This is a genomic window from Maribacter cobaltidurans (assembly GCF_002269385.1).
GTDB classification, from domain to species: Bacteria; Bacteroidota; Bacteroidia; order Flavobacteriales; family Flavobacteriaceae; genus Maribacter; species Maribacter cobaltidurans.
In genome coordinates this window covers 3963786-3986499 of the sequence record NZ_CP022957.1, presented here as the reverse complement: position 1 = coordinate 3986499, position 22714 = coordinate 3963786, and the positions used below count along the sequence as shown (strand labels likewise).

General features: G+C 39.3%; 23 protein-coding genes and 1 riboswitch. Of the genes, 13 read left to right on the top strand and 10 right to left on the bottom strand.

The features are described from left to right. Position 1: 1 nt before the first annotated feature. The 6 genes from CJ263_RS17815 (at position 2) to CJ263_RS17790 (ending at position 6613) form a co-directional block, all read left to right on the top strand. A complete protein-coding gene (locus CJ263_RS17815) occupies positions 2-589 on the top strand; it encodes a non-canonical purine NTP diphosphatase (protein ID WP_094998508.1) in 588 nt (195 codons plus the stop codon). Next, positions 576-1220, top strand: a complete 645-nt coding sequence (locus CJ263_RS17810; RefSeq protein WP_094998507.1) for a DUF4337 domain-containing protein — start codon at positions 576-578, stop codon at positions 1218-1220. The genes CJ263_RS17815 and CJ263_RS17810 overlap by 14 nt, the downstream gene beginning before the upstream one ends. Positions 1221-1381: 161 nt before the next feature. Next, complete coding sequence (locus CJ263_RS17805) at positions 1382-3169, top strand: DEAD/DEAH box helicase (protein WP_094998506.1); 1788 nt, start codon at positions 1382-1384, stop codon at positions 3167-3169. Positions 3170-3248: 79 nt separating this feature from the next. Then, positions 3249-4019 (top strand): carboxypeptidase-like regulatory domain-containing protein, encoded by a 771-nt coding sequence (locus CJ263_RS17800; protein ID WP_094999300.1) that lies wholly within the window; start codon positions 3249-3251, stop codon positions 4017-4019. A 50-nt stretch (positions 4020-4069) separates the two neighbouring features. Beyond that, positions 4070-5758 carry an alpha-amylase family glycosyl hydrolase gene (locus CJ263_RS17795; RefSeq protein ID WP_094999299.1) on the top strand — a complete coding sequence of 563 codons (1689 nt, stop codon included), beginning with the start codon at positions 4070-4072 and terminating at the stop codon, positions 5756-5758. Positions 5759-5791: 33 nt separating this feature from the next. Beyond that, positions 5792-6613 carry a metallophosphoesterase gene (locus tag CJ263_RS17790; RefSeq protein WP_229702433.1) on the top strand — a complete coding sequence of 274 codons (822 nt, stop codon included), beginning with the start codon at positions 5792-5794 and terminating at the stop codon, positions 6611-6613. Between the two features lie 9 nt (positions 6614-6622). Here CJ263_RS17790 and CJ263_RS17785 read toward each other — a convergent pair whose 3' ends face one another. Both CJ263_RS17785 and CJ263_RS17780 read right to left on the bottom strand, forming a co-directional pair. Then, positions 6623-7150, bottom strand: coding sequence for an SRPBCC family protein (locus CJ263_RS17785; protein ID WP_094998505.1), 528 nt, complete (start codon positions 7148-7150; stop codon positions 6623-6625). A 44-nt stretch (positions 7151-7194) separates the two neighbouring features. Beyond that, the gene (locus CJ263_RS17780) at positions 7195-7851 is read right to left on the bottom strand and encodes a TrmH family RNA methyltransferase (RefSeq protein ID WP_094998504.1); all 657 of its coding nucleotides are present in this window, start codon (positions 7849-7851) and stop codon (positions 7195-7197) included. 45 nt (positions 7852-7896) lie between these two features. Between CJ263_RS17780 and CJ263_RS17775 the strand changes: the two genes are divergently transcribed. After that, positions 7897-8589 (top strand): SIR2 family NAD-dependent protein deacylase, encoded by a 693-nt coding sequence (locus CJ263_RS17775; protein ID WP_094998503.1) that lies wholly within the window; start codon positions 7897-7899, stop codon positions 8587-8589. On the opposite strand, the gene CJ263_RS17770 is transcribed toward CJ263_RS17775, so the two are convergent. Next, complete coding sequence (locus CJ263_RS17770; RefSeq protein WP_094998502.1) at positions 8552-9025, bottom strand: heme-binding domain-containing protein; 474 nt, start codon at positions 9023-9025, stop codon at positions 8552-8554. The two genes, CJ263_RS17775 and CJ263_RS17770, sit on opposite strands and share 38 nt — an antisense overlap. Before the next feature lie 35 nt (positions 9026-9060). Here CJ263_RS17770 and CJ263_RS17765 point away from each other — a divergent pair, with 35 nt between their 5' ends. Both CJ263_RS17765 and purB read left to right on the top strand, forming a co-directional pair. Next, on the top strand, positions 9061-9621 hold the full coding sequence (locus CJ263_RS17765) for an adenylosuccinate lyase (protein WP_094998501.1): 561 nt from the start codon (positions 9061-9063) through the stop codon (positions 9619-9621). Between the two features lie 112 nt (positions 9622-9733). Further along, a complete protein-coding gene (gene purB / locus CJ263_RS17760; protein ID WP_094998500.1) occupies positions 9734-11077 on the top strand; it encodes an adenylosuccinate lyase in 1344 nt (447 codons plus the stop codon). 33 nt (positions 11078-11110) lie between these two features. On the opposite strand, the gene CJ263_RS17755 is transcribed toward purB, so the two are convergent. The 6 genes from CJ263_RS17755 to CJ263_RS17730 form a co-directional block, all read right to left on the bottom strand. Continuing rightward, the gene (locus CJ263_RS17755) at positions 11111-11914 is read right to left on the bottom strand and encodes a mechanosensitive ion channel family protein (protein ID WP_094998499.1); all 804 of its coding nucleotides are present in this window, start codon (positions 11912-11914) and stop codon (positions 11111-11113) included. Between the two features lie 157 nt (positions 11915-12071). After that, the gene (locus tag CJ263_RS17750) at positions 12072-12605 is read right to left on the bottom strand and encodes a DUF4252 domain-containing protein (protein WP_094998498.1); all 534 of its coding nucleotides are present in this window, start codon (positions 12603-12605) and stop codon (positions 12072-12074) included. A gap of 68 nt (positions 12606-12673) precedes the next feature. Next, complete coding sequence (locus CJ263_RS17745; protein WP_094998497.1) at positions 12674-13219, bottom strand: DUF4252 domain-containing protein; 546 nt, start codon at positions 13217-13219, stop codon at positions 12674-12676. Positions 13220-13263: 44 nt separating this feature from the next. Beyond that, the gene (locus CJ263_RS17740) at positions 13264-13818 is read right to left on the bottom strand and encodes a DUF4252 domain-containing protein (RefSeq protein WP_094999298.1); all 555 of its coding nucleotides are present in this window, start codon (positions 13816-13818) and stop codon (positions 13264-13266) included. Positions 13819-13893: 75 nt separating this feature from the next. After that, positions 13894-14328 (bottom strand): hypothetical protein, encoded by a 435-nt coding sequence (locus CJ263_RS17735; RefSeq protein ID WP_094998496.1) that lies wholly within the window; start codon positions 14326-14328, stop codon positions 13894-13896. Then, complete coding sequence (locus tag CJ263_RS17730) at positions 14315-14827, bottom strand: RNA polymerase sigma factor (RefSeq protein ID WP_094998495.1); 513 nt, start codon at positions 14825-14827, stop codon at positions 14315-14317. The genes CJ263_RS17735 and CJ263_RS17730 overlap by 14 nt, the downstream gene beginning before the upstream one ends. 210 nt (positions 14828-15037) lie before the next feature. Between CJ263_RS17730 and CJ263_RS17725 the strand changes: the two genes are divergently transcribed. Continuing rightward, positions 15038-16567 (top strand): S41 family peptidase, encoded by a 1530-nt coding sequence (locus tag CJ263_RS17725; protein WP_094998494.1) that lies wholly within the window; start codon positions 15038-15040, stop codon positions 16565-16567. A 27-nt stretch (positions 16568-16594) separates the two neighbouring features. Next, positions 16595-18061 carry a S41 family peptidase gene (locus tag CJ263_RS17720; protein WP_094998493.1) on the top strand — a complete coding sequence of 489 codons (1467 nt, stop codon included), beginning with the start codon at positions 16595-16597 and terminating at the stop codon, positions 18059-18061. Positions 18062-18110: 49 nt separating this feature from the next. Here the strand turns inward: CJ263_RS17720 and CJ263_RS17715 are convergent, their stop codons facing one another. Next, complete coding sequence (locus tag CJ263_RS17715; protein WP_094998492.1) at positions 18111-20012, bottom strand: TonB-dependent receptor plug domain-containing protein; 1902 nt, start codon at positions 20010-20012, stop codon at positions 18111-18113. 70 nt (positions 20013-20082) lie between these two features. Continuing rightward, positions 20083-20302: riboswitch (cobalamin riboswitch) on the bottom strand. 202 nt (positions 20303-20504) lie between these two features. Here CJ263_RS17715 and CJ263_RS17710 point away from each other — a divergent pair. Together CJ263_RS17710 and CJ263_RS17705 are read left to right on the top strand one after the other, a co-directional pair. Then, entirely contained in the window at positions 20505-21680 is a 1176-nt protein-coding gene (locus tag CJ263_RS17710; protein ID WP_094998491.1) for an ABC transporter substrate-binding protein, read from the top strand. Next, positions 21681-22712: a FecCD family ABC transporter permease gene (locus CJ263_RS17705; RefSeq protein ID WP_373288323.1), complete on the top strand. Its 1032-nt coding sequence runs from the start codon at positions 21681-21683 to the stop codon at positions 22710-22712. Positions 22713-22714: the final 2 nt, after the last annotated feature.

The window sequence follows — 22714 nt, the reverse complement described above, 5'->3', positions numbered from 1 at the left end:
AATGAAACTTGTTTTTGCCACGCATAACCAAAATAAACTAAGGGAAGTTCAGCAGCTATTACCCAAAAAAATAGAATTGGTCTCATTAAATGATCTAGGATGTACGGAAGACATTCCCGAAACAGCGGAAACTTTAGAGGGGAATGCAAAACTTAAATCGGATTTCGTGTATGATAAATACCGGTTACCCTGTTTTGCGGATGATACAGGTTTGATTGTCCAAGCATTAAACGGTGAGCCGGGCGTTTATTCGGCCAGATATGCAGGAGCACAGAATGATGCGGATGCCAACATGGATAAATTATTAAGAAACCTTAAGGACAAAGAGGATCGCTCTGCATGCTTCACAACCGTAATCGCATTGAATTTGGACGGGGAAACCCAATTTTTTGAAGGTTCCGTTCAAGGGGAAATCATAGGTTCCAAAAAAGGAAGCCAGGGATTTGGCTATGATCCCATTTTTAAACCGGATGGTTATACGGAAACGTTTGCAGAACTTCCACTGGAAATAAAAAATGAAATAGGACACAGGGGAAAAGCCTTTTCAAAGCTTATTACCTATTTAAAGATATACCATGTTACAATCTAAAAAAAGCCAGGAGATGGTCGAGGTCTCCGTTGCTTCCGAAAGAGCTGAAGCCGTTGGAGGTGTCCTGATTGCCTTTTTTGCTGCATTTATGGCCATTTCACAAATGATCAACGGGGAACTGGAGGAAGAAATGATGATTGCCCATAATAAAGTTGTCAATTATTCCAGTTGGTACCAGTCCAAAAGCATAAAGGAAAGCTTAAAGGAGAGTGAACTGGACTATCTGCAGGCACTTTTGGAAAGCGGCGTGGTGGTTGAGGACAAAGTAAAAGGCATTCAGGAAAAAGTAGATAATGTAAAGCTTCAAATAGAAAAATACGCTTCCGAAAAAAACGAAATCCTAATAGGCTCTGCCAATATTCCCCAAGAATCCTGGGCCCAGGACTTGGATGGTGAAATGGGTAAAATTGTTGGAATCAACGAGTGGGAAGCCCTTGCCGATGAATATGACTTTGCAACCAAAAAATTTGATTTGGGCATGCTCTTCTTCCAAATAAGTATTGTTTTAGGTGCCGTTTGTATCATCATTTATGACAATCCATTGTTGCAGAAGACCTTCATAGTATGTATGATAATTTCCGGAATCATTGGTACTTTATTATCCATTTATGGGTACACTCTCGCACCTTAAACCAAATCAAATAATAATTATTCCATCTCATTAATTAGCAGTACCTTTGCCGCTTTAATAAACGCCGCTAGTATAGCATGTGTTGCGCCGAGTCTAAATAGGTTATATAGGATAATCCCTCTAAGCAGCATTCTTATTTGCGATTAAGTATATAACATATTATGACAAAGTTTGAAGCATTGGGACTAAACCAGTCCTTATTGAATGCTGTGTCGGACATGGGATTTGAATCCCCATCCGAAGTACAGGAAAAAGCAATCCCCATTTTATTGGAAAGTGACACGGACCTAGTGGCCCTGGCCCAAACAGGTACAGGAAAAACAGCTGCTTTCGGGTTTCCCCTAATTCAAAAAATTGATGGTAACAGCCGCACGACCCAAGGGTTGATTCTCTCCCCAACGAGAGAACTTTGCTTGCAGATTACCAATGAACTACAGCTATATTCCAAATATGAAAAGAATATTAGCGTGGTGGCCATTTACGGTGGTGCCAGCATCACGGAGCAGGCTAGACAGATAAAACGAGGAGCCCAAATTGTGGTGGCAACGCCAGGGAGAATGAAAGACATGATCAGTAGAGGTTTGGTGGATATTACCAAAATTGACTATTGTGTACTTGATGAGGCCGACGAAATGCTGAATATGGGCTTCTTTGAAGATATTCAGGATATTCTCTCCAATACACCCAATGAAAAATCCACTTGGTTGTTTTCGGCTACTATGCCAAAAGAAGTGTCGGTCATTGCCAAAAAGTTTATGCATTCCCCACAGGAAATTACCGTGGGAACCAAAAATTCCGGAGCCTCAACCGTGCAGCATGAGTATTATGTAGTAAGTGGCAGGGATCGTTACCCAGCCTTAAAAAGACTTGCAGATACCAATCCGGATATATTTTCAGTGATTTTCTGTAGAACCAAGAGGGACACACAAAAAGTAGCCGAAAAATTGATCGAGGATGGGTATAATGCCGGTGCTTTGCACGGGGACCTCAGCCAGAACCAACGAGATTTGGTCATGAACGCCTTCCGAAAGAAGCAAATTCAAATGTTGGTAGCAACGGATGTCGCAGCAAGAGGTATCGATGTTGATGACATTACCCATGTCATCAATTATCAACTCCCGGATGAAATAGAGACCTATACACACAGAAGTGGTAGAACAGGTAGAGCTGGAAAATCCGGAATTTCAATGGTCATCATTACGCGTAGTGAATTGCGCAAAATAAAGGCTATTGAAAATAAGATAAAACAGGATTTCATCCAGAAAAATATTCCCACAGGTATAGAAATATGTGAGATACAGTTGTATCACCTTGCCAATAAAATCAAGGATACCAAAATAAACCCTGAGGTAGATAGCTATTTACCTGCAATTAATGATGTTTTAAAAGGAATTGACCGGGAAGAGCTTATCAAGAAAATTGTTTCCGTAGAATTCACTAGGTTCTTCAATTACTATAATAAGACCAAAGATTTAAACTCTTCCCCGGAAAGGTCCAATGATGACGGTAGGGTTTCCTATTCGGACAATGGAAATGGCTCGGTCCGCTATTTTATCAATGTTGGGGAGAAGGATGGTTATGATTGGATGTCCCTTAAGGACTTTATCCGTGATACCGTAGGCCTAGGAAAGGAAGATGTATACAAGGTGGATGTAAAGGAAAGTTTTTCCTTCTTCAATACAGAAGCATCGGTTACCGAACAAATTCTTAGCACATTTACCGAATTTAAGGTAGATGGCCGTTTTGTTAATGTTGAAGTCTCCAAAAACCCCGGAGGCGGAGGCGGAGGAGGTAAACGTCGTGGTAAAGGCGGTAAGGACAAAGGAAAAAGAAGAAACAGTTTTAAAGGCGAGGACAAGGGCCGTGGCAAGGGTAGGGATCGAGGAAATTCCAGCAGTCCCAACTCCGGAAAGAGAAGAAGCAAAAAACGAAAAGGTGATTTCTTTTAGTTAATTGTATATTAAAAAATACGCTTCGGCGTATTTTTTTATTTTGTTTGTACCTTTAATTTTTACAGAATTTAGGTTTATGCGCATTTTTATTGTCGGGGTATTTTGTCTTTTCAGCCTTTTGGGCTGGGCACAAGATGATTCTGGACTTGAAACAATCAAAGCGGTCGTAAAAAACGCACAAACCGGTACTCCCATGGAAAGTGTGCATGTGGTCAACCTTAATCAGGTAGTGGGCACCATCACCAATGATAACGGGGAATTTGCGATTTCCGCTGCGGTCAATGATACCCTATACTTCTCTTATTTAGGTTTTAAATCTCAAAAGGTGAGGGTAACGAACGATATGTTCAAGTTTGAGAATACGGAAATTTCCCTAACAGAATTGGCCTATGCCCTAGAAGAAGTCATTGTAAGACCTTACCAATTGACGGGTTATTTGGAAATCGATGTAAAAAACCTACCAATCAATAATGCATATCAATATAGCATATCCGGTCTTTCCGTGGGTTATGAAGGAGGAAATAAAAACCCTAGCGCCGTCACCAAGGTCCTAGGCGCAATCCTCAACCCAGCAGATTTATTAAGGAACTTATTCGGAAAAAGGCCTAATCAAATGCGAAAACTTAGGCAGATGAAGGAAGATGACCAAATACGTGATTTGCTAGCGTCCAAATTCGATAGGGAAACATTGATGGAGCTTTTGCAATTGGACAAAATGGATATTCAGGATATACTCAATAACTGTAATTATTCACAATCCTTTATTACTACGGCGAACGACCTACAAATCCTGGATGCCATAAGTAGTTGCTACGAAGAATTCAAGGTCTTAAATAGAAAAAAATAAATTTTAGCCTTCCATCTGCATTTAATAGCTTTAACAAAACTAAAATGCAAATGAAATATACATGTTTTGCTTTAGCCTTTTTATTGCTATCCCTACTATCTTGTAAGAGGGAAACCAAGCAAGAAACCCTTGAACCGAAAGTAACCAACAATAGTATTTCCAGTAAAGAATTACCCTTTGCTTGGGAAGGGGCCAACATTTACTTTTTGTTAACCGATAGGTTCAATAATGCAAATCCTGATAACGATGTTAATTTCAATAGGGACAACCCAACTGGAAAATTAAGGGGTTTCATGGGCGGTGATATTCAAGGCATTTCAGAAAAAATAATGGACGGATATTTTGATGAATTGGGTATTAATGCCATTTGGTTCACCCCAGTCGTGGAGCAAATTCATGGCGATACGGATGAGGGTACCGGAAACAGTTATGGTTATCATGGATATTGGGCGAAGGACTGGACGGCCCTAGACCCTAATTTTGGAACAAAAGAGGATTTGGCCAATTTGGTGAAGACGGCACACCAACATGGAATTAGGATTTTGATGGACGTAGTGCTCAACCACACCGGCCCCGTAACGGAAGAAGACCCTGTCTGGCCAGAGGAATGGGTGATTACGGAACCTATTTGTGAATTTACCAATTATGAAAATACGACCCACTGCACCTTGGTACGTAATCTTCCGGACGTTATCACCGATTCTGATGAGCCTGTGGAATTACCCGACCATTTATTGGCCAAATGGAAAAAAGAGGGAAGGTTAAGCACCGAGTTGGACGAGCTTCAGTTATTTTTCGAAAGGACAGGGTATCCCAGAGCACCAAGGTTTTATATAATAAAATGGCTTACGGATTATATTCATGAGCTGGGCATCGATGGTTTTAGGGTAGACACTGTAAAGCACGTGAACGAAAATGCCTGGGCAGAGCTGCAGAAGGAAGCATCGTATGCCTTTGAGACCTGGAAAAGAAAACATCCTAACGACATTCTAGACGATACCCCTTTTTATATGGTAGGCGAAGTGTATGGGTATGGTATTTCAGGTGGAAGGGAATACGATTTTGGAGACAAAAAAGTGGACTATTTCGACAATGGTTTCAAAAGCCTCATCAATTTTGAATTAAAGAATGATGCATCCAAGGAGTATGATTCCATTTTTTCAAAATATAGCAAACTTTTAAGAACTAAATTAAAGGGTAAAAGCGTACTTAACTATCTAACATCTCATGACGATGGAAGTCCGTTTGACAAGGATAGAAACGAACCTAAAAGAGCGGCCAACGTGCTCTTACTCACGCCAGGCGCCTCTCAAATTTATTACGGTGATGAAACGGCCAGGAGTTTGGTTATAGACAGCACCCAGGGTGATGCGACCTTGCGTTCGTTCATGAACTGGGAGGATTTGGATAAGGAGGCGACCAAAGATATCTTGGAACACTGGAGAAAATTAGGGCAGTTTAGAAGAAAACACCTAGCCATTGGAGCTGGTAGACATAGGAGATTGGCAAAATCCCCATACACTTTTGGCAGAACGTACATGAACGGGGATATTAAGGATAAGGTGGTCATTGCCTTGGACTTGCCAGAGGGTAAAAAATCTATATGGGTAAAAGGTTTTTTTGGTGATGGCACAAAACTGTTCGATGCCTACTCCCAAACGGAGGTTACCGTACAAAATGGAAAAATAGTTTTGGACAATGACCATGACATAGCACTGCTGGAATTGAAGGAGCTTTAGTTCAGAAAATTAAAAGGAAGGAAGAGGATTTAAATGAGGAGAAGGACGTTTTTCAAAAGACTGCTTACATCTGTTTTAGGTTTGGGAGGTCTGATGGCATTGGACGCTTTTTGGTTTGAAAAATACATCATCCAGTGGACGGATTTTGACCTTTCAAATGGCAACGAAGAAAAAATCAAATTGGTACAGCTTACGGATTTACATCTAAGAGATTTGCACTCGGGTCTTATCTCTGTAGCGGAAAAAGTAGATGAACTAAAACCAGATGTCATTCTATTTACGGGAGATACCATTACGAGAAAAACACGTTTGGACCTGTTGGATGAATATTTAAACCACTTTGATGACTCCATACCTAAAATCTTCATCTACGGCAACAAAGAACACAGTGGTCATGTACCCATTGATGAATTCAAACAGCTTGTTAATAAACACGGCGGAATTCTATTGATTAATGAAAGTTATAGATTAAGAAAAGGAAATAGGACTTTACAGTTTTTGGGAATCGATGATTTCATAGGTGGTAATGCGGACTTTGTACATGCCATATCAACAATCGATGATGAAAATATCGACACCATAGTTTTGAATCATTGTCCGGAATACAGTGATACTATTGCACAGCTAAACGCCTCATTCAAAATCAATTTAAAATGCATCCTGTCCGGACACACCCATGGCGGTCAGATTACATTTTTTGGAAAGGAGCTTTATAAACCCGGTGGGAGCGGCAGGTACCTCAAAGGATGGTACAAAACGGGTGACATTCCCATGTATGTGTCAAAAGGAATCGGGACCACCATTTTACCCATTAGGTTTTGGGCACGGGCAGAAGCATCCGTTTTCCTTGTATAAGTGAAGTGCCTAGCTTTCCATTTTGGTCTTTAACATCTGTAGTCCCTCTTCAAAATCCTTTCCCACCATTTTATCCATACTCATGAAAAGCAGCATTATACTAAAGGGGAATGCACTTTTACCCTGAAAGCCCCAAGTAACCTTACTTTTTTCAGGGGTGTTTTCCTCAAGAACAAGGTAACAATCGGATTCCGATTTCATAGGTTTGAAAAATCTTAGTTCACCTTCGGCTCTCTCCCCCTCCACTATCTTGGTAATTTCCTGTTCGCCTTCCCCTACTTCCTTGTTTCCGTTCCAATAACTAACAGCTCCAACTTCCCCATCGGTACCGGTAAGTTTGGTATTCATATCAGGGTCTTTTTTGGACCATGGTGACCATTCCCGTTGTTTTTCCAAAAACTTTAGATAGGGCCAAATTTTTTCTTTCGAACTATTGATTTCAATACTTCTTGAAACATCATAGGTTTTTGGTGCAATTACCGCAAGAAAAATGATAAGGACTATAATGGCGGCCAGGATATAAATTACAGTCGTCATTTGTTATTCAATTAGTTAGTTGATACTCTAAAATAGTAAAAAATCTACTTTTGCAGGTTAAATCTTATCAGAATTTCCTCGATACTCTTTATTGATTTTTTGGTCCAATCCAATCTTTTTTCAAGGATTTCTTCGTCGGACAACCGCCAAGGCAAATTGCTGTTCCTAAGCTTTGTGGTCAAATCTTGCAGAATTATCGCTGCTGAAACTGAAATATTAAGACTTTCGGTAAAACCAACCATGGGTATTTTCAGGAACATATCCGCCTTATCCATGACCTCCTTACTTAGACCTTCCTTTTCGGTACCAAAGAACAGGGCAATAGGGGAATCCATTTGAAAATCGATCAAAAGTGAACTATCTGCATGTGGACTGGTCGCTACGATTTTATACCCTTGATTTCTTAATTTGGAAATGGCCTCCGAAGAATAGGAATACCTATGTAAATCAACCCATTGCTGTGCACCCATGGCAATTTTTTTATCCAAACGCTTACCAAACCTACCTTCTATAAGGTGTGCTTTCTGAACCCCAAAAGATTCACAACTGCGAATTACGGCACTGGTATTGTGCATTTGATATACATCCTCGATAGCAACCGTAATAAAGTTTGTTCGGTTTTCCAAAATCGATATAAATCGCTCCCTTCTTTCTTCGGAAATAAAATTTTCCAAATAATTTAAAAGTTCCATTCCTCCCATTTAACCAAGATAATAAAATCTATATTTTTGAAATAAAGCAAGCATATGAAGAACATTGTGGTATTGACGGGTGCAGGGATGAGTGCCGAAAGTGGATTAAAAACCTTTAGGGATGCAGATGGATTATGGGAAGGACATGATGTTATGGAAGTAGCCAGCCCTGAGGCTTTTGAACGAAATCCCGAACTGGTTCTGGAATTTTATAATCAGCGTAGAAGACAATTATTGACCGTTGAACCCAATGATGCCCATAGGGCTTTGGCAAAATTAGAAGAGCATTACCGCGTACAAATTGTCACCCAAAATGTGGACGACCTGCATGAAAGGGCAGGAAGTAACCATGTTTTGCACCTACATGGAGAACTTTTAAAGGCAAGGAGTGTTGGCAACGAATCAACTATCAGCATACGCAGGGAAGATATTTTACTAGGAGATCTTTGCGAAAAAGGATATCAGCTAAGACCACACATTGTTTGGTTCGGGGAACCGGTTCCCATGTTGGACAGGGCCATTAACATCACTCAAAATGCCGATATTTTAATTATTATTGGAACCTCCATGCAAGTATATCCGGCGGCTAGCCTCATCAATTTTATCAATGATGGCACTCCCATTTATTTTATTGACCCTAGACCTTCCATTCAAGAAGGTCGCATTCAAAACCTCAAGATAATCCCCAAAACAGCTGTAGAAGGTGTTCCTATTTTGGTTGATTCCCTAATTGATAAAGCGACCTAGTATCTTTGGCCCATTTCACTACGGCATCAATTTGATCTTGTGTAAGCCTTGCCTCATGGTGTGTCCAGGTGTATTCCTTAAGTGGCATTGCCCTCTTTTCGGTTTCTTCATAAAGCTCCTCCAGCTTATGGTCCTTTTTTTTATCCGAATAACTTGACCATTCGGAAAAATTCAATTCGGATTTACCTTCCTCTACATGATCTGCCAACCAGAAAGAAACGGGTGCAATGTTGTTGTACCACGGATATACCGTATTATTGCTATGACAATCAAAGCAGGCATTTTTCAGAATGGCTTTCACCTCGTTTGGCGGATTGGTTTCCTCCATAAATGCAGCGGTATGGTTTTCCTTTGAAATATTCTTTTCCGGCCTGTAAAATTGAGTGGCTATGAAGATTACCAAAAGACCTATCATTACTTTTTTAAGAGTTTTCATTTGCTGATTTGATTTATTTCTAAATTTACTATGGTATGACTAAAAGTGATTTATACAAAGCGTTAAATTATGTAGATAGTTCCCGTAAAAAAAGATCGGAAATGGCAGAGGTTGTCCTATCCAATGAAGATTTAATACCTTCTTTAATTGAAATAATACATCTTGAAGAAGACCCTATTTCCTGTAAAGCTAGCTGGATCCTAGAATTTGCATTTAAAAAACGTAGTTCCATACTTTATCCTTATTTGGACAATTTTACAAAAATAATTACTAAAGTCAATTTAGATTCCTCTGTTCGTCCCCTGGCCAAAATTTGCGAACTTCTAGTACAATCCTATTTTTCCAAAAAGCCCAGTGAAGGTCAAAAATATATCAAAGAAAGTCACCTGAATACAATAACTACTGCATGCTTTGATTGGCTGATTGGAGAACATAAGGTGGCAGCCAAGGCTTATTCCATGACAAGTTTATTTTTATTGGGGCAAAAGTTTGGATGGATACATCCCGAATTGAAAATGATATTGGAACAAAATTATCCGAAGGGAAGTGCCGCTTATAAGGCCAGGGCCAGAATGGTTCTTAAAAAATTAAATTGAAAAGGTTGGCCTCTAAATCCATAGCAATCAGGATCAAAATTTTAGTTAAAAGAACTGTTTTAAACTCTAGTTCTATTAGGTATCTTTACCGCTTTTAAATTAGATAACCATTATGGCCCTAAATGCATTGAATGCCATCTCCCCTATAGATGGTCGATACAGAAACAAAGCTGAACCCTTAGCTGCTTATTTTTCCGAGGAAGCTTTAATAAAATATAGGGTTCGGGTCGAAATAGAATATTTTATTGCACTTTGTGAAATTCCTTTACCTCAGCTTTCTTCTTTCGATACATCAAAGTTTACAGTCCTTCGGAATATTTACCTGAATTTTGATGAGCAGGATGCGTTGGAAATAAAGGAAATTGAAAAAACCACCAACCATGATGTCAAAGCGGTGGAATATTTCATCAAAAAAGCATTTGATAAACTTGGCATCTCTGAGCATAAAGAGTTTATTCACTTTGGTCTTACCTCACAGGACATAAACAACACCGCTATTCCGCTCTCCATAAAAGAAGCCATGAACGATGTGTACGTTCCCGAATATTTCAATGTCCTAAAAAAGTTGGAAGACTTGGCCGAAGAATGGAAAGATATCCCAATGTTGGCCAGAACACATGGCCAACCTGCCTCACCTACCCGATTAGGTAAAGAAATTGAGGTTTTTGTGGTAAGACTCAAGGAACAGTTCAACCTGTTGAACGATATTCCCAGTGCTGCTAAATTTGGCGGTGCCACGGGCAATTACAATGCGCATAAAGTTGCCTATCCAAACATAGACTGGAAAGCATTCGGTGAAAAATTCGTTCAAGAAAAGTTGGGGCTCCATCATTCTTTCCCCACCACACAGATCGAACACTACGACCATATGGCCGCATTGTTCGATACCTTAAAGCGCATCAATACCATAATCCTGGATTTGGACAGAGACTTTTGGACCTACGTTTCCATGGATTATTTCAAGCAAAAAATAAAAGCTGGGGAAGTAGGTTCCTCTGCCATGCCCCATAAAGTAAATCCAATTGACTTTGAGAACTCCGAAGGTAATCTGGGCATTGCAAATGCACTTTTTGAACATTTATCCGCCAAACTACCGGTATCCAGATTACAGCGTGATTTAACGGATAGTACCGTTCTCAGAAATGTGGGTGTACCCTTTGCACATACGATAATAGCTTTTCTTTCAACACTCAAAGGCCTTAATAAATTGTTATTGAACAAAGAGAAATTTGAGCAGGACCTGGAAAACAACTGGGCCGTTGTAGCCGAGGCGATTCAAACAATTTTAAGAAGGGAAGGATATCCCAATCCATATGAAGCTTTAAAGGGACTTACCAGGACCAATGAAAGAATAAATCAACAATCCATAGCTTCCTTTATTGAAACTTTGGATGTGTCCGGCGAAATAAAACAGGAATTAAAACAAATTACCCCAAGCAATTACACTGGGGTTTAAAACAAAAAGGCCGATATCAATCGGCCCTTTTTCTTATTTGTTAATCTGTACTTCGTGCGGATACGGAATCTCTATTCCTGCTTTATCCAGAGCTTCTTTAGTGCCTTCGATAGTACCAAAATAGACATCCCAATAATCCTCTGGTTTGCAATATGGCCTTACCGCGAGATTTACAGAACTATCTGCCAATTCCTCAACATTTACGGAAGGTGCCGGATCTTGTAAAACCTTCGGGTTTGCTTTTAGCATTTCCAACAAGACTTCTTTGGTCTTTTTAATATCGGAACCATAATCGACCCCAACTACAGTGTCCACACGCATTTTACCTTCGGCGGTAAAGTTGATGATATTCCCATTGGCCATAGCCCCATTTGGAACGATTGCCAACTTATTTTGAGGTGTTATAAGTTTTGTGGTAAATATTTCAATTTCCTTCACGGAACCCAAAACACCTTGTGCCTCAATAAGATCCCCTATTTTATAAGGTTTAAAAATCATAATAAGAACCCCTCCCGCAAAATTGGATAAGGATCCCTGTAAGGCCAGGCCAACGGCCAAACCGGCAGCTGCGATTACCGCAGCAAATGTAGTAACGTCTACTCCTAATTGGGAAATAACCAATAGGACTAAAAATATCTTTAGTGCCCAAGAAATCAAATTCATTAGGAACTTTTGGAGGGACTCGTCGTAGGTACCCTTGGCCATTACCTTTCTTAAGGCCTTGATTATTTTTTTAATTATCCACGATCCAATAATGTACGTTAAGATTGCAGTTAAAATTGGAACTCCATAAGTCTCTATATAACCCATGATAGCATCCATAGATAAATTTTCCATACTAGTTTTCAGGTTTAATGGTTAATATTCTACTTTTAATATGACCCGAATATACACATAAGGTCACAATTTATTTTTTAGTAACCATGGGGTACAAAAAGTAAAGTCCAGTTTAAGCTATGCCTAGACCGGACTCTTTTCATTTAAAATAGATTCCTTAACCTTTAAGAAAATCTCCGAGTTCACCAAGACCTTCCCCTTTAAAGTTTGATTTTTGAATGGCCTGCAATAGCTGAACAAAATGAGCGGGGTTCATATCATCACCCAGGACACGAATTATGGCGAATCCTTTATCGTCATTGTCCCCATAGATGATTACCTCATCTATAGCGTCATCATCGCCCAAATATTTAACGGTAGCACGGCCAAATTCCGTATTCATTTTTATTAGTTCCGAATAATTGTCATTGGAAAGAATTGTCTTTACCTGCTGCTTTTGAACTTTATACTCCGGAGTGTTTTCCTCGGTCTTTTTAAAAGCAAGAATGTTTAACTTTCTCAAGGATGACAAAGCTGTCCTTTGGACTTCTGTAAGATCTACCTCTTCCAGATTCAATATGCTTGTCGGCACATCTAAATGTAGGAAATTTGGATTCTCCGTATTATCGATATAATACTCCTGTAAACTCTGTTTGGAAGAACAGGCACTTAAAACAAGTACAAGTAAGATTGCTAAACTATTTAGTTTCATATCATTTTCTTTAAGAAGTATAGGCGGACCAAAAAGTCCGCCTGTGTTCTTCTATTTTTTTTATTTTGTTATCTACTTCCGCCTGCTTTCTTCAAGTCTTTTGGAAGGTCCATTTTATTGGTTATAGAGCCAATCTTATTCAGGTCTATATCTCCTGTTAAACTTACCAATACGGTTTCTAGTTTGCGCCCGTTATGTCCAATTTCAACATTTTCCATACCCGAAACGAACATTAGTAATTCCGTTACATGATCCTTATTCCTGCCGTTTCTAACATAAAATTTCACATTGACGTCCTTGTCCTTTACCCTCATCAGTTCCTCCAATTTTGAACTCTTTAGGTATTGCTTTACAGTTTTGGACATATCCATGGATACCCCTTCGTCCTCGGTCATAAATACTTTTACGCCTTGTAGACCTTTGGCTACCTCAACAAACTCTCTTGTTTCCTCGTCATCATCAAATTCCCCTATTTTGGAAACCAAGTCTATCATTCCTTTGTTTACGATTACGGACCCCACATTGTCCATATCCTCATACTTGTCAAAGATGGACTGTGAAAAGCCTATTGAAGGTAAAACGGCTGCTAATAATACTACTGCTAATTTTCTCATGATTGTTGTTTTTTGATTGTTTATGATGAATTATTGATTTTTAATTAATTACTTTTTTTGCTTGCCTTACCAAGTTGATCTCCACCTGGTAAGTCCATTTTATCGGTAAGTTTTGAGACCGATCTTAAATTAATGTCTCCCGTAAGAGAAAGTAAAACTGTTTCCAATTTTCTACCGTTGATGTCTATATCCATTTCTTTAATTCCGGTAACGAACATCAATAGCTCCTTTACGTGGTCGTCGTCTTTTCCTTCCTTTACATAGAACTTCACATTGCTATCACCGTCCCTTACCCTCATTAATTCTTCAAAAGAAGAACTTTTTAATCTATTGGATACCCAACTGTTCACGTCCTTGGATATTGAAGCATCATCGGTAGTGATAACTTTAAAGCTGGTAATGGAATTTACCAATTCAAAGAACTCCTTGGCTTCCGGATCATCTGAGTTCACACTCATTTTTCCTAACATTTGGAACATTTTGGGCTGCATGGCCACAAAAGTTACCTTATCGTTGTCCTCGTACTTGTCAAAAATATCCTGTGCTTTGGATACAAAGGGCGCTAGGGCCATGACACATATAATTAATAGCTTTTTCATATTTTTTTGTTTTATCATTTTTTAATTAAGACTTAAAACCTAAAGGGTTAAAATTTCGGTTCAATTTGAGTGTTTCTATTCCTTTGTCAAAAATTTATTGGTATTCCTTTCAAATTCTTCCAAGTGGTACAACTGTTCTGTACCCTTGTTAAAGTTCATTGCCAATAAGGCCAAGGCTTCCTGTGCAGATGCAATCTCCTCTTCAGTATATTGATCCGCCAAAGAAACGGGCTCGGGACTTGGATCGTAAAAATAAAATCCTATCATAAATACAGCCACGGCCGCAACAGATGCCCATTTATAAAAAGTATTTCTGGTTTTTAAAGGAAGTTGTTTCGTAAAACGTTCCTCCTTGGCAAAGGAAAAGTATTGAAACATAGGAGCATATTGTTCAAGATGAGCCGGTATATTTTCATTTGAAAAATATTCCCTTAGTATTTCTTCTTCTGCAACCGTGGTGGTCGCATCAAAATACTTTTCCAGTAATTTTTCAATTTTATCCAATTCCATAACTATGTTTTTGCATTAATTTTTCTCTAACTGTTTTTCTCGCTCTGGAAAGTGCCACACGAATGGCGGTGGGCTTCATTCCCAAAAGCTCTTCTATTTCCTCATATTCATACTGTTCCACATCACGCAATTGCAGAACCATTTTTTGTTGTTCCGGCAGTTCATCCATTATTTTTTCTACCCAATCGATGCTGTCCTTGGCCTCCACTTGTTTTTGAAGGGATGAACTCCCTTCATCCCCATAATTACTGTGGACCAATTTTAAATTGCTCGCCTGTTTGGATTTTAATCGGTCCAGGCAAAAGTTCTTGGTCATGGTCATGGCAAATGCTTCTACATTATTATAAGATTCCATCGCCTTTTTCTTGGACCATAATTTCAGCAAAATCTCTTGAGTAGCATCCTCGGCCTCTTCGTTGGAAACCAAAAGCCGTTTGGCCAATCGGTACAACTTATCCTTAAAGGGCAATACCACATTTAAAAATTCAGCTTGATTCATTTCTGGTTTAGTTGTTGAAACCTTATTAGGGGTTTATATAAGGAAGACGATATTCAACGAATTTTGTTACAATTAATTTTTTATTCAATTCGGTGTAAGTAAATTTAACATCTAAATATTAGTTTATTACGTAACTAAAAGAAAAACCTACATCCCCTGTATTTCAATGGTTGGTATGGTAATTGTAGAGGGGATGATTAAAAATTAGCTATGAAAAAATATTTGCTTTTATTCCTTTTTATTGGAACCATCACCCAATCCTGCAACAAGAATGACGACACCCCAATTGTGGAAGAAGAACAGGAGGAAATCGTTGAAGAAGACGTACAGCTTAAGAGTGAGGTAAATGATTTTGTATGGAGTGCCTTAAACAGCTGGTACTTATGGCAGGATGAAGTTTTGGAGTTAGGGGATGACCGATTTGCCACAACTAACGATTATTATACTTTTTTAAATGGTTTCCAAACTCCTAGAGGACTTTTTCAAACCCTCCAGTCCCCAAAGGATAGATTCAGTGTAATTGTTGATGATTATGATATTCTTTTCAATGCCTTCGCTGGTGTCTATACCACCAACGGTGTTGAATATGTACTTACTAGACCTCCGGAGGGAGGAAATAAAGTAGTAGGAGTGGTAAGATACGTAATAAATGGTTCCGATGGAGCGGATAAAAATATAAAGAGAGGAGATATATTTTATGCCGTCAATGGAGTAGAACTTATTGCCGAAACAGATGAAGAAGGAAATATTGTATCCAGTAATTTGGACCTGTTAAATCCGGATGTTTTTACTCTAAACTTTGCAGAACTTACCGAAAGTGGTCTTGTGTCCAACGGAGTAAACATTGAACTTATAAAAACGGAGATTATCGAAAATCCCATTCATATTTCAAAGATTTTGGAAATAAATGGAACCAAGATTGGGTATGTCATGTACAACAGCTTCACTGCTAATTTTGACAATGATTTAAATACCGCTTTTGCAGAGTTAAAAAATAGTGGTGTTACAGAACTTATCCTGGACTTAAGATATAACTTAGGTGGTTCTGTGCTATCTGCAACTAGATTGTCCAGTATGATTACCGGGCAATTTAATGGTGAACTTTTTTCGAGGGAGCAATGGAACGCAAAATGGCAGCCATATTTGGGGCAGGACAATAATTTTGTGGATGCTATTGATGGTGATCCTATAAATAGCCTAAACCTCAATTCCGTTTATATTATCGCCACAGATGATAGCGCTTCTGCCAGTGAACTGACAATAAATAGTCTAAGTCCCTACATTGACGTATTTCATGTTGGAGGAGTTACAAGAGGAAAAAATGAGTTTTCTGTTACTTTAGTGGATAATCCAGTACAAGCTATAGAACAAACAGGCCAGCCGCCTTTTCCTGTTCCTTACATAGTACTCGGGGGGGAATTTAACACGGTTGAAAATTCAAACCCAAGACATAAATATGCTATGCAGCCGTTAGTAGGCACCAACGTGAATGCAGACGGCTTCGGTGAATTCACCAATGGGCTTGAGCCCGATTTTCCCTTAAATGAAAGTCTGGGCAACCTTGGGCAATTAGGGGAGCCAGGAGAGCCACTATTGGATTTGGCCATAGAGCAAATTACAGGTATCAGTGCGAAATCATTACAAATTGACATACCTGATAACTACCAAATAAAAACTATAACAAGTTCAAATAGAATGAAACCTTTCAGGGAAATTACACGCTACGATCTAATAAAATAAATTTAGACGTTACAAGTTATACCTACTATGAGAAAAATATTAGCCCTTACATTAGCATTGGTAGTTGTTTCCTGTTCCAAGGACGAGGAATTATCTGTACCAAAAACAATAGCCCCGCTACCCTCAGCCAACGTACCTGTACAGGATTTTATGTGGAAGGCGATGAATTTCTGGTATTTCTGGCAATCCGACGTAAAAGATTTGGCAGATGACCGTTTTACGGATTCTGAAAGCTACACGGAGTTTTTGCAATCAGAAGAAGACCCTGGTGCTTTCTTTGATAATAAATTATTGTATATCCAAGATAGATTTAGCTTCTATAATTCAGATTATAGGGAATTGACCAACTCTTTGGCAGGTATTTCCAGGAGTAACGGTCTTGAATTCGGTTTGGTCCAAAAAGCGAATAGCACGGAAGTGTTTGGATATGTAAGGTACATTATTCCCAACTCCGATGCGGCGACTAAAGATATTGAACGTGGAGACCTGTTTACAGGTGTCAACGGAGTTACCCTGACCATAAATAATTATGTGGATTTATTGTTCGGCGAAAACAATACATATGTTTTGAACATGGCAGACTTTTCCAACGGGGACGTGGTACAAAATGACAGGGAGGTGAGCCTTACCAAGGAGGCAGCACTTGCGGAAAATCCAGTTTTTATCTCTAAATCATTTGAAATCAATGGTATTACTATTGGATATTTGATGTACAATCAATTCACGAACGAGTACGATGATGACCTCTATGAGGCTATTTTGGGACTAAAAAACTTGGGTATAACAGAGTTGATAGTGGATTTACGTTACAATCCCGGTGGGTCCGTAAATACCACACGTGCTTTGGCCAGTATGATCTATGATACCAACACGGATAATTTATTCCTTAAAAAGCGGTATAACGATAAAATACAGGACCAGTTAACGGAAAGCCAATTAGAAGTATATTTTACGGATAGAGTCGGTAGCAATACCATAGACCCATTGGGTTTGACTAAGCTGTACGTATTAACTACGGGAAGTTCCGCATCAGCAAGTGAACTGCTTATTAATAGTCTGGAACCCTATATAGATGTAATTCAAATTGGGGATGTTACCCGTGGAAAAAACGAATTTTCCACCACACTTGTGGACGATAGGGAAAATTCCTATCTATATACACCCACAAGAGTCAACAAAATAAAGTCAAATAACCAATGGGCCATACAGCCTTTGTTGGGAAGAAATGAAAATGCAGACGGATTTTATGAATACACGGACGGATTGGTTCCTGATATCACATTGAAGGAAGATTACGGTAATCTTGGAATTTTAGGGGATTTAAATGAACCTTTATTGGCCAGGGCCATACAAGAAATTACAGGTGTAACGGGAAAAAGAAGTTTTACGGTTGAAAATCCTATCGAGATTCTTTCAAGTTCTAAAATGTTTGGTCCATTTAAGGATAAAATGATAGACGATACCGTATACGATATGGAGCTATCACTCCAATAAAATATAACATTATAAAAAAGGCGACCTATCTGGTCGCCTTTTTTTACTCCTAAAGTCTTAAACGCATACCCAACCTAAAGTTTCTTCCTTTGGTCGTGTAGTTCAATATCTCAACGTAATCTTCATTCAACAAGTTGTCTACCGAAGCAAAAATGCTGAATTGATCGCATATATCTTGTTTAAAGTAAAAATTCAATAGTCCAAAAGAGTCTAAATCCACATTGGAAAATGTATTAAAATCGGTATCCAACCGCTCAGAAACATATTGGTAGCTTAAAGAAAAATAAGATGTCTCTTTTAACAGATATGAAATTCCCGCATTTACCTTGTTCTTTGGAATTCGCAAGGCCAATCCACTTTTGGAATCCGTAAAGGTATAGTTTGCGGTAAGCTCAAAATTATCGATTGGAATAGCCCTGAGTTCCACCTCAACTCCTGAAAGTGTAACCTCATCGCTAATGTTTCTATATTGGCTTTCAAAAGTATCGGGGTCAATGGTTACATAATTTATTCTATTTTCTTCCTTTCTATCAAAATAGACCGCACTGAACCTTAACCTATCTGAAAATTGAAACTCCAGACCGCCTTCCACAGTTGTATCTTCTTCCGGTTGCAAATCTGGATTTGCCCCAAATGGACCATAAAGCTGTGAAAGATTGGGAGCTACATAGGAAATAGCATAGGAACCGAACAATTTCAGGTATCCCTTATTGACCTTAATCCTATAGGACGGATTAAAATTATAAATCCAGTTGCTACCATATTCGCTATGGTTGTTCCAACGGGATCCTGCATTTATGTTAAGTCCAAAATCGCTCACATAAACAAAATTGAGGTAAGGATCTACATTGTTGGCATCCCTTGTTTCGGTAAATAAAGTCCTTCCGTTTACAACGTTTAGACCTACAATAGTATAAATAGTCTCGTTGATTGCATACTTATTGAAAACATCCAATACAAAGGATTCAGAATCATAGAAGCTTGGAGCGTTTGAAAGAAAATCCCTGGTTATCTGGTTAAAAGCGGTATTAAGGTGTACCGACCCGTTTTTATAGGAATACGTATTGGTAAGGCCAAAACGGGATTGTTCACTTTTAAAATGAAAATCAGCATCGGAAATTGGAAAGCCGTTATCATAATCGGAATTCAATTTGTTATAAAAGGCCAAGGCTTCCATATTAAATCGTTTGGAAAATTTATAGCCTAACTTCAGGTTCCCGTCAATTCTGGAAAATGCATCCTCCTCTTCACCAATGGCCGCTGAAAGACCGTCCGTAAACTGATTTCCCCCAGAGGCCAAAAAGGTAAGGCCATTCTTTTTTCCCGTAACGGTAACATTATTGGAAATATCCGATATAGAATAGTTTTGGTCATCTTGGGACTGGTTCGTTCCCCAATTGGAAATAGCTTCCAAAGCCAAACCGTCAGCTTTCGCTTTTTTTGTGATAATATTGATTACTGCGGTCGCGGCAGAATTACCATACAGTGTACTGGAAGCCCCTTTTATAATCTCAATGGTCTCGATCTGGGCAATGTTCAACAAACGTAGATCATACTCTGCATTTACATTTGAAGGATCCGAAACTTGAATACCGTCTATGATCACCAAAACTTGACGATTGTTACCTCCCCGAGCGAACACGGAAATATTTTGCCCCGCATAACTTCGGCTACCATTGATTTCGAGCCCACTTTTCGTGTTAATAATTTCGGCCAGGGTACGGCCTTGATTTCTTTCCAGTTCTTTTGCTGAAATTTTAATGACTGTTTTTCCTGAGTTTTCTCGTTTTAAGGAAAAACGGGAGTCACTCACTATCACTTCATCCAATTGCTGAAGTTGAAAAGAATCCTGTTTTTCGTCCTTGACGGAGTCTAAAGATTGCCCCTCTTGGGCAATCGCATTAGTGCATAGCAAGGCCATGGCACCAAAGTTTACCAAATTTTTGTACATTTTTTAATCTCTTGTTCGAGCGAATAGTATGTCTGTCACCATACGTAAACCTTTATCCCGAAAGTTTAACAATAGTTGTTTGAATTTGGCAGGTCTCCTGACTTGCATCCTATCGTGGACCTTCCCGTCCTTATAGCGCTATTTGGACAGTGGTTTTAGAAGTGTACGATAGGTACCGACGAATCGGCTTAGCTTACAGTTGCGGGAACAGCTCCGGATTTTCACCGGATTCCCTTTTAATCAATACGACTTAAAAGCAGTTGTATTGAACCAAAATTCGGGTGCGAAAATAAAATTAATTTCCTGTTAATCCTTCCTTTTCTTAGACATTTTTACCATCAACCAAACAAATCCAACGATAAAATGAAGAAGAATAATGCCAGCAACGATATATATTACAGTGTTTGAACCTCCTCTCATAATTTGCATTTTGACCAAAGTTATGGTCTTGTCCACAAATAGAATGTGACTTTTGTTACCTTGCAGAAAATTATGAACATCAAAACCAAACTACGCTTGAAGTTCTCGAAGTCTTTTTTCTACATAGTTCTTTTTCTTTGTTTTTTTGGTTGCAAGACCAATAAAAAAGAGTCTTTCCCTGTATCCCATTCCAAAACTGGAAAAATTGAATATGCAAAAGGATTTACAATAGAGAAATCCGGACCGGACATTACCCTAGTTAAAATTACCTCTCCCTGGCCCAATGCCAAATCTGCCTATACCTACGCTCTTGTGCCAAAAGATAAATTACCGGCCGTTACACTCGATAGAAATGCATATGACGCCATCATTGGTACCCCGGTAGAAAGTGTGGTAGTTACTTCGACCACGCATATTCCAGCTCTGGAAGGGCTGGGGATACTGGATAAGCTTGTGGGTTTTCCAGAAACAAAATACATATCCTCCAAAGCTGCCAGAAACCGAATTGAAGAAGGACAAATAAAAGAATTGGGAAGCAATGAAACCCTTAATACGGAAATGGTCATAGCATTGCAGCCAGAACTAGTAGTTGGTTTCAGCATAAATGCCCAGAACAAAGCATATAACACCCTAGAACGCTCCCGTATCCCTGTTGTATACAATGGTGATTGGACCGAGGAAACCCCCTTGGGCAAGGCTGAATGGATCAAGTTCTTTGCTCCTTTTTTCAATAAAGAAAAAGAGGCGGAAAACCTATTTTCCGAAATTGTCCTTAATTACAATAATGCCAAGGAAATTGCTGCCCAAGCCCCCACATCCCCTACTGTAATTAGTGGGGCCATGTACAAGGATGTTTGGTACCTTCCCGGGGGCAAAAGCTGGGCCGCACAATTTATTAAAGATGCCAATGCCCATTATATGTGGGCAGAAACCCAGGAATCCGGAAGCCTTTCGTTAAGCTGGGAAAGCGTACTTCAAAAGGGCAAAAATGCAGAATATTGGATTGCTCCTTCCCAGTTTACCTCCTATAAAGGTCTGGGCAATGCTAGTGAACATTACAAACAATTTGATGCCTTTAAAAATCGGAATATATTTACCTATGCGAGCAAAAAAGGTGAATCTGGCGGTCTCTTATATTATGAATTGGCACCACAACGTCCAGATTGGGTGCTGCAAGACCTAATCCATATTTTTCACCCTAACTTACTACTGGATTACGACCCTCACTTCTTTAAGCCCCTGGAATAATTGAGACCTAAAGGAACATACACTTTACGATTTGGAATCCTAATGGTTGCTCTTTGTGGCTGCCTATTACTCAATATTAGTCTAGGGTCGGTTTCCATTTCATTTACAGATACCTTAAAAGCCATTTTTGGAGCTGAAATCCAAAACAAATCCTTGACCTACATTATTTGGAATTATCGGATTCCCAAAGCCTTTACAGCTATTATGTCTGGTGCTGGTTTAGCCCTAAGCGGGCTGTTGATGCAGACCCTATTCAGAAACCCTTTAGCGGGTCCATTCGTACTGGGCATAAGTTCCGGGGCGAGTTTGGGAGCTGCGATTTTGATTATGGGGCTTTCATTGTTCTCCGGAATTTTATCGGCAAGCATGGTGACCGACGTTTCCTTGGCATTAGCATCCAGCATGGGAAGTTTTCTTGTTTTGTTCCTTGTCATTGGCGTGGCGACCAAAATTAAGGATACCATGGCCCTGCTTATTATCGGTTTGATGTTTGGAAGTATTACGGCTGCAGTGGTAAGTGTTCTGTCGTATTTTACCAACGCCGAAAAACTACAACAGTATGTTTATTGGACTTTTGGAAGTCTTGGAGATTTGTCATGGAATCAACTGGGGATTTTGGGCATAGCGATTCTGGTTGGAATTGGGATAAGTATTTTTTCCATTAAGCCCCTGAATGGATATCTGTTGGGAGAGCACTATGCTCAAAGTTTGGGTATTCACCTTAAAAAATCACGTTTTTTAATAATTATAGCGACCGGGATTTTAGCCGGAAGCATAACGGCTTTTGCCGGACCTATAGCGTTTATTGGTTTGGCCGTGCCCCACCTAACCCGACAAATATTCAATACCACCGACCATAAAATTTTGGTTCCTGCGGTATTGATGTATGGAAGCATCACCCTTTTGTTGTGCGATATTGTGGCCCAATTACCAGGGCAAGCAGAAGTCCTGCCTATCAACGCCATAACTAGCCTTATTGGGGCTCCCGTAGTTATATGGCTTTTAATGCGAAAAAGAAAGATGATTTTTTAACC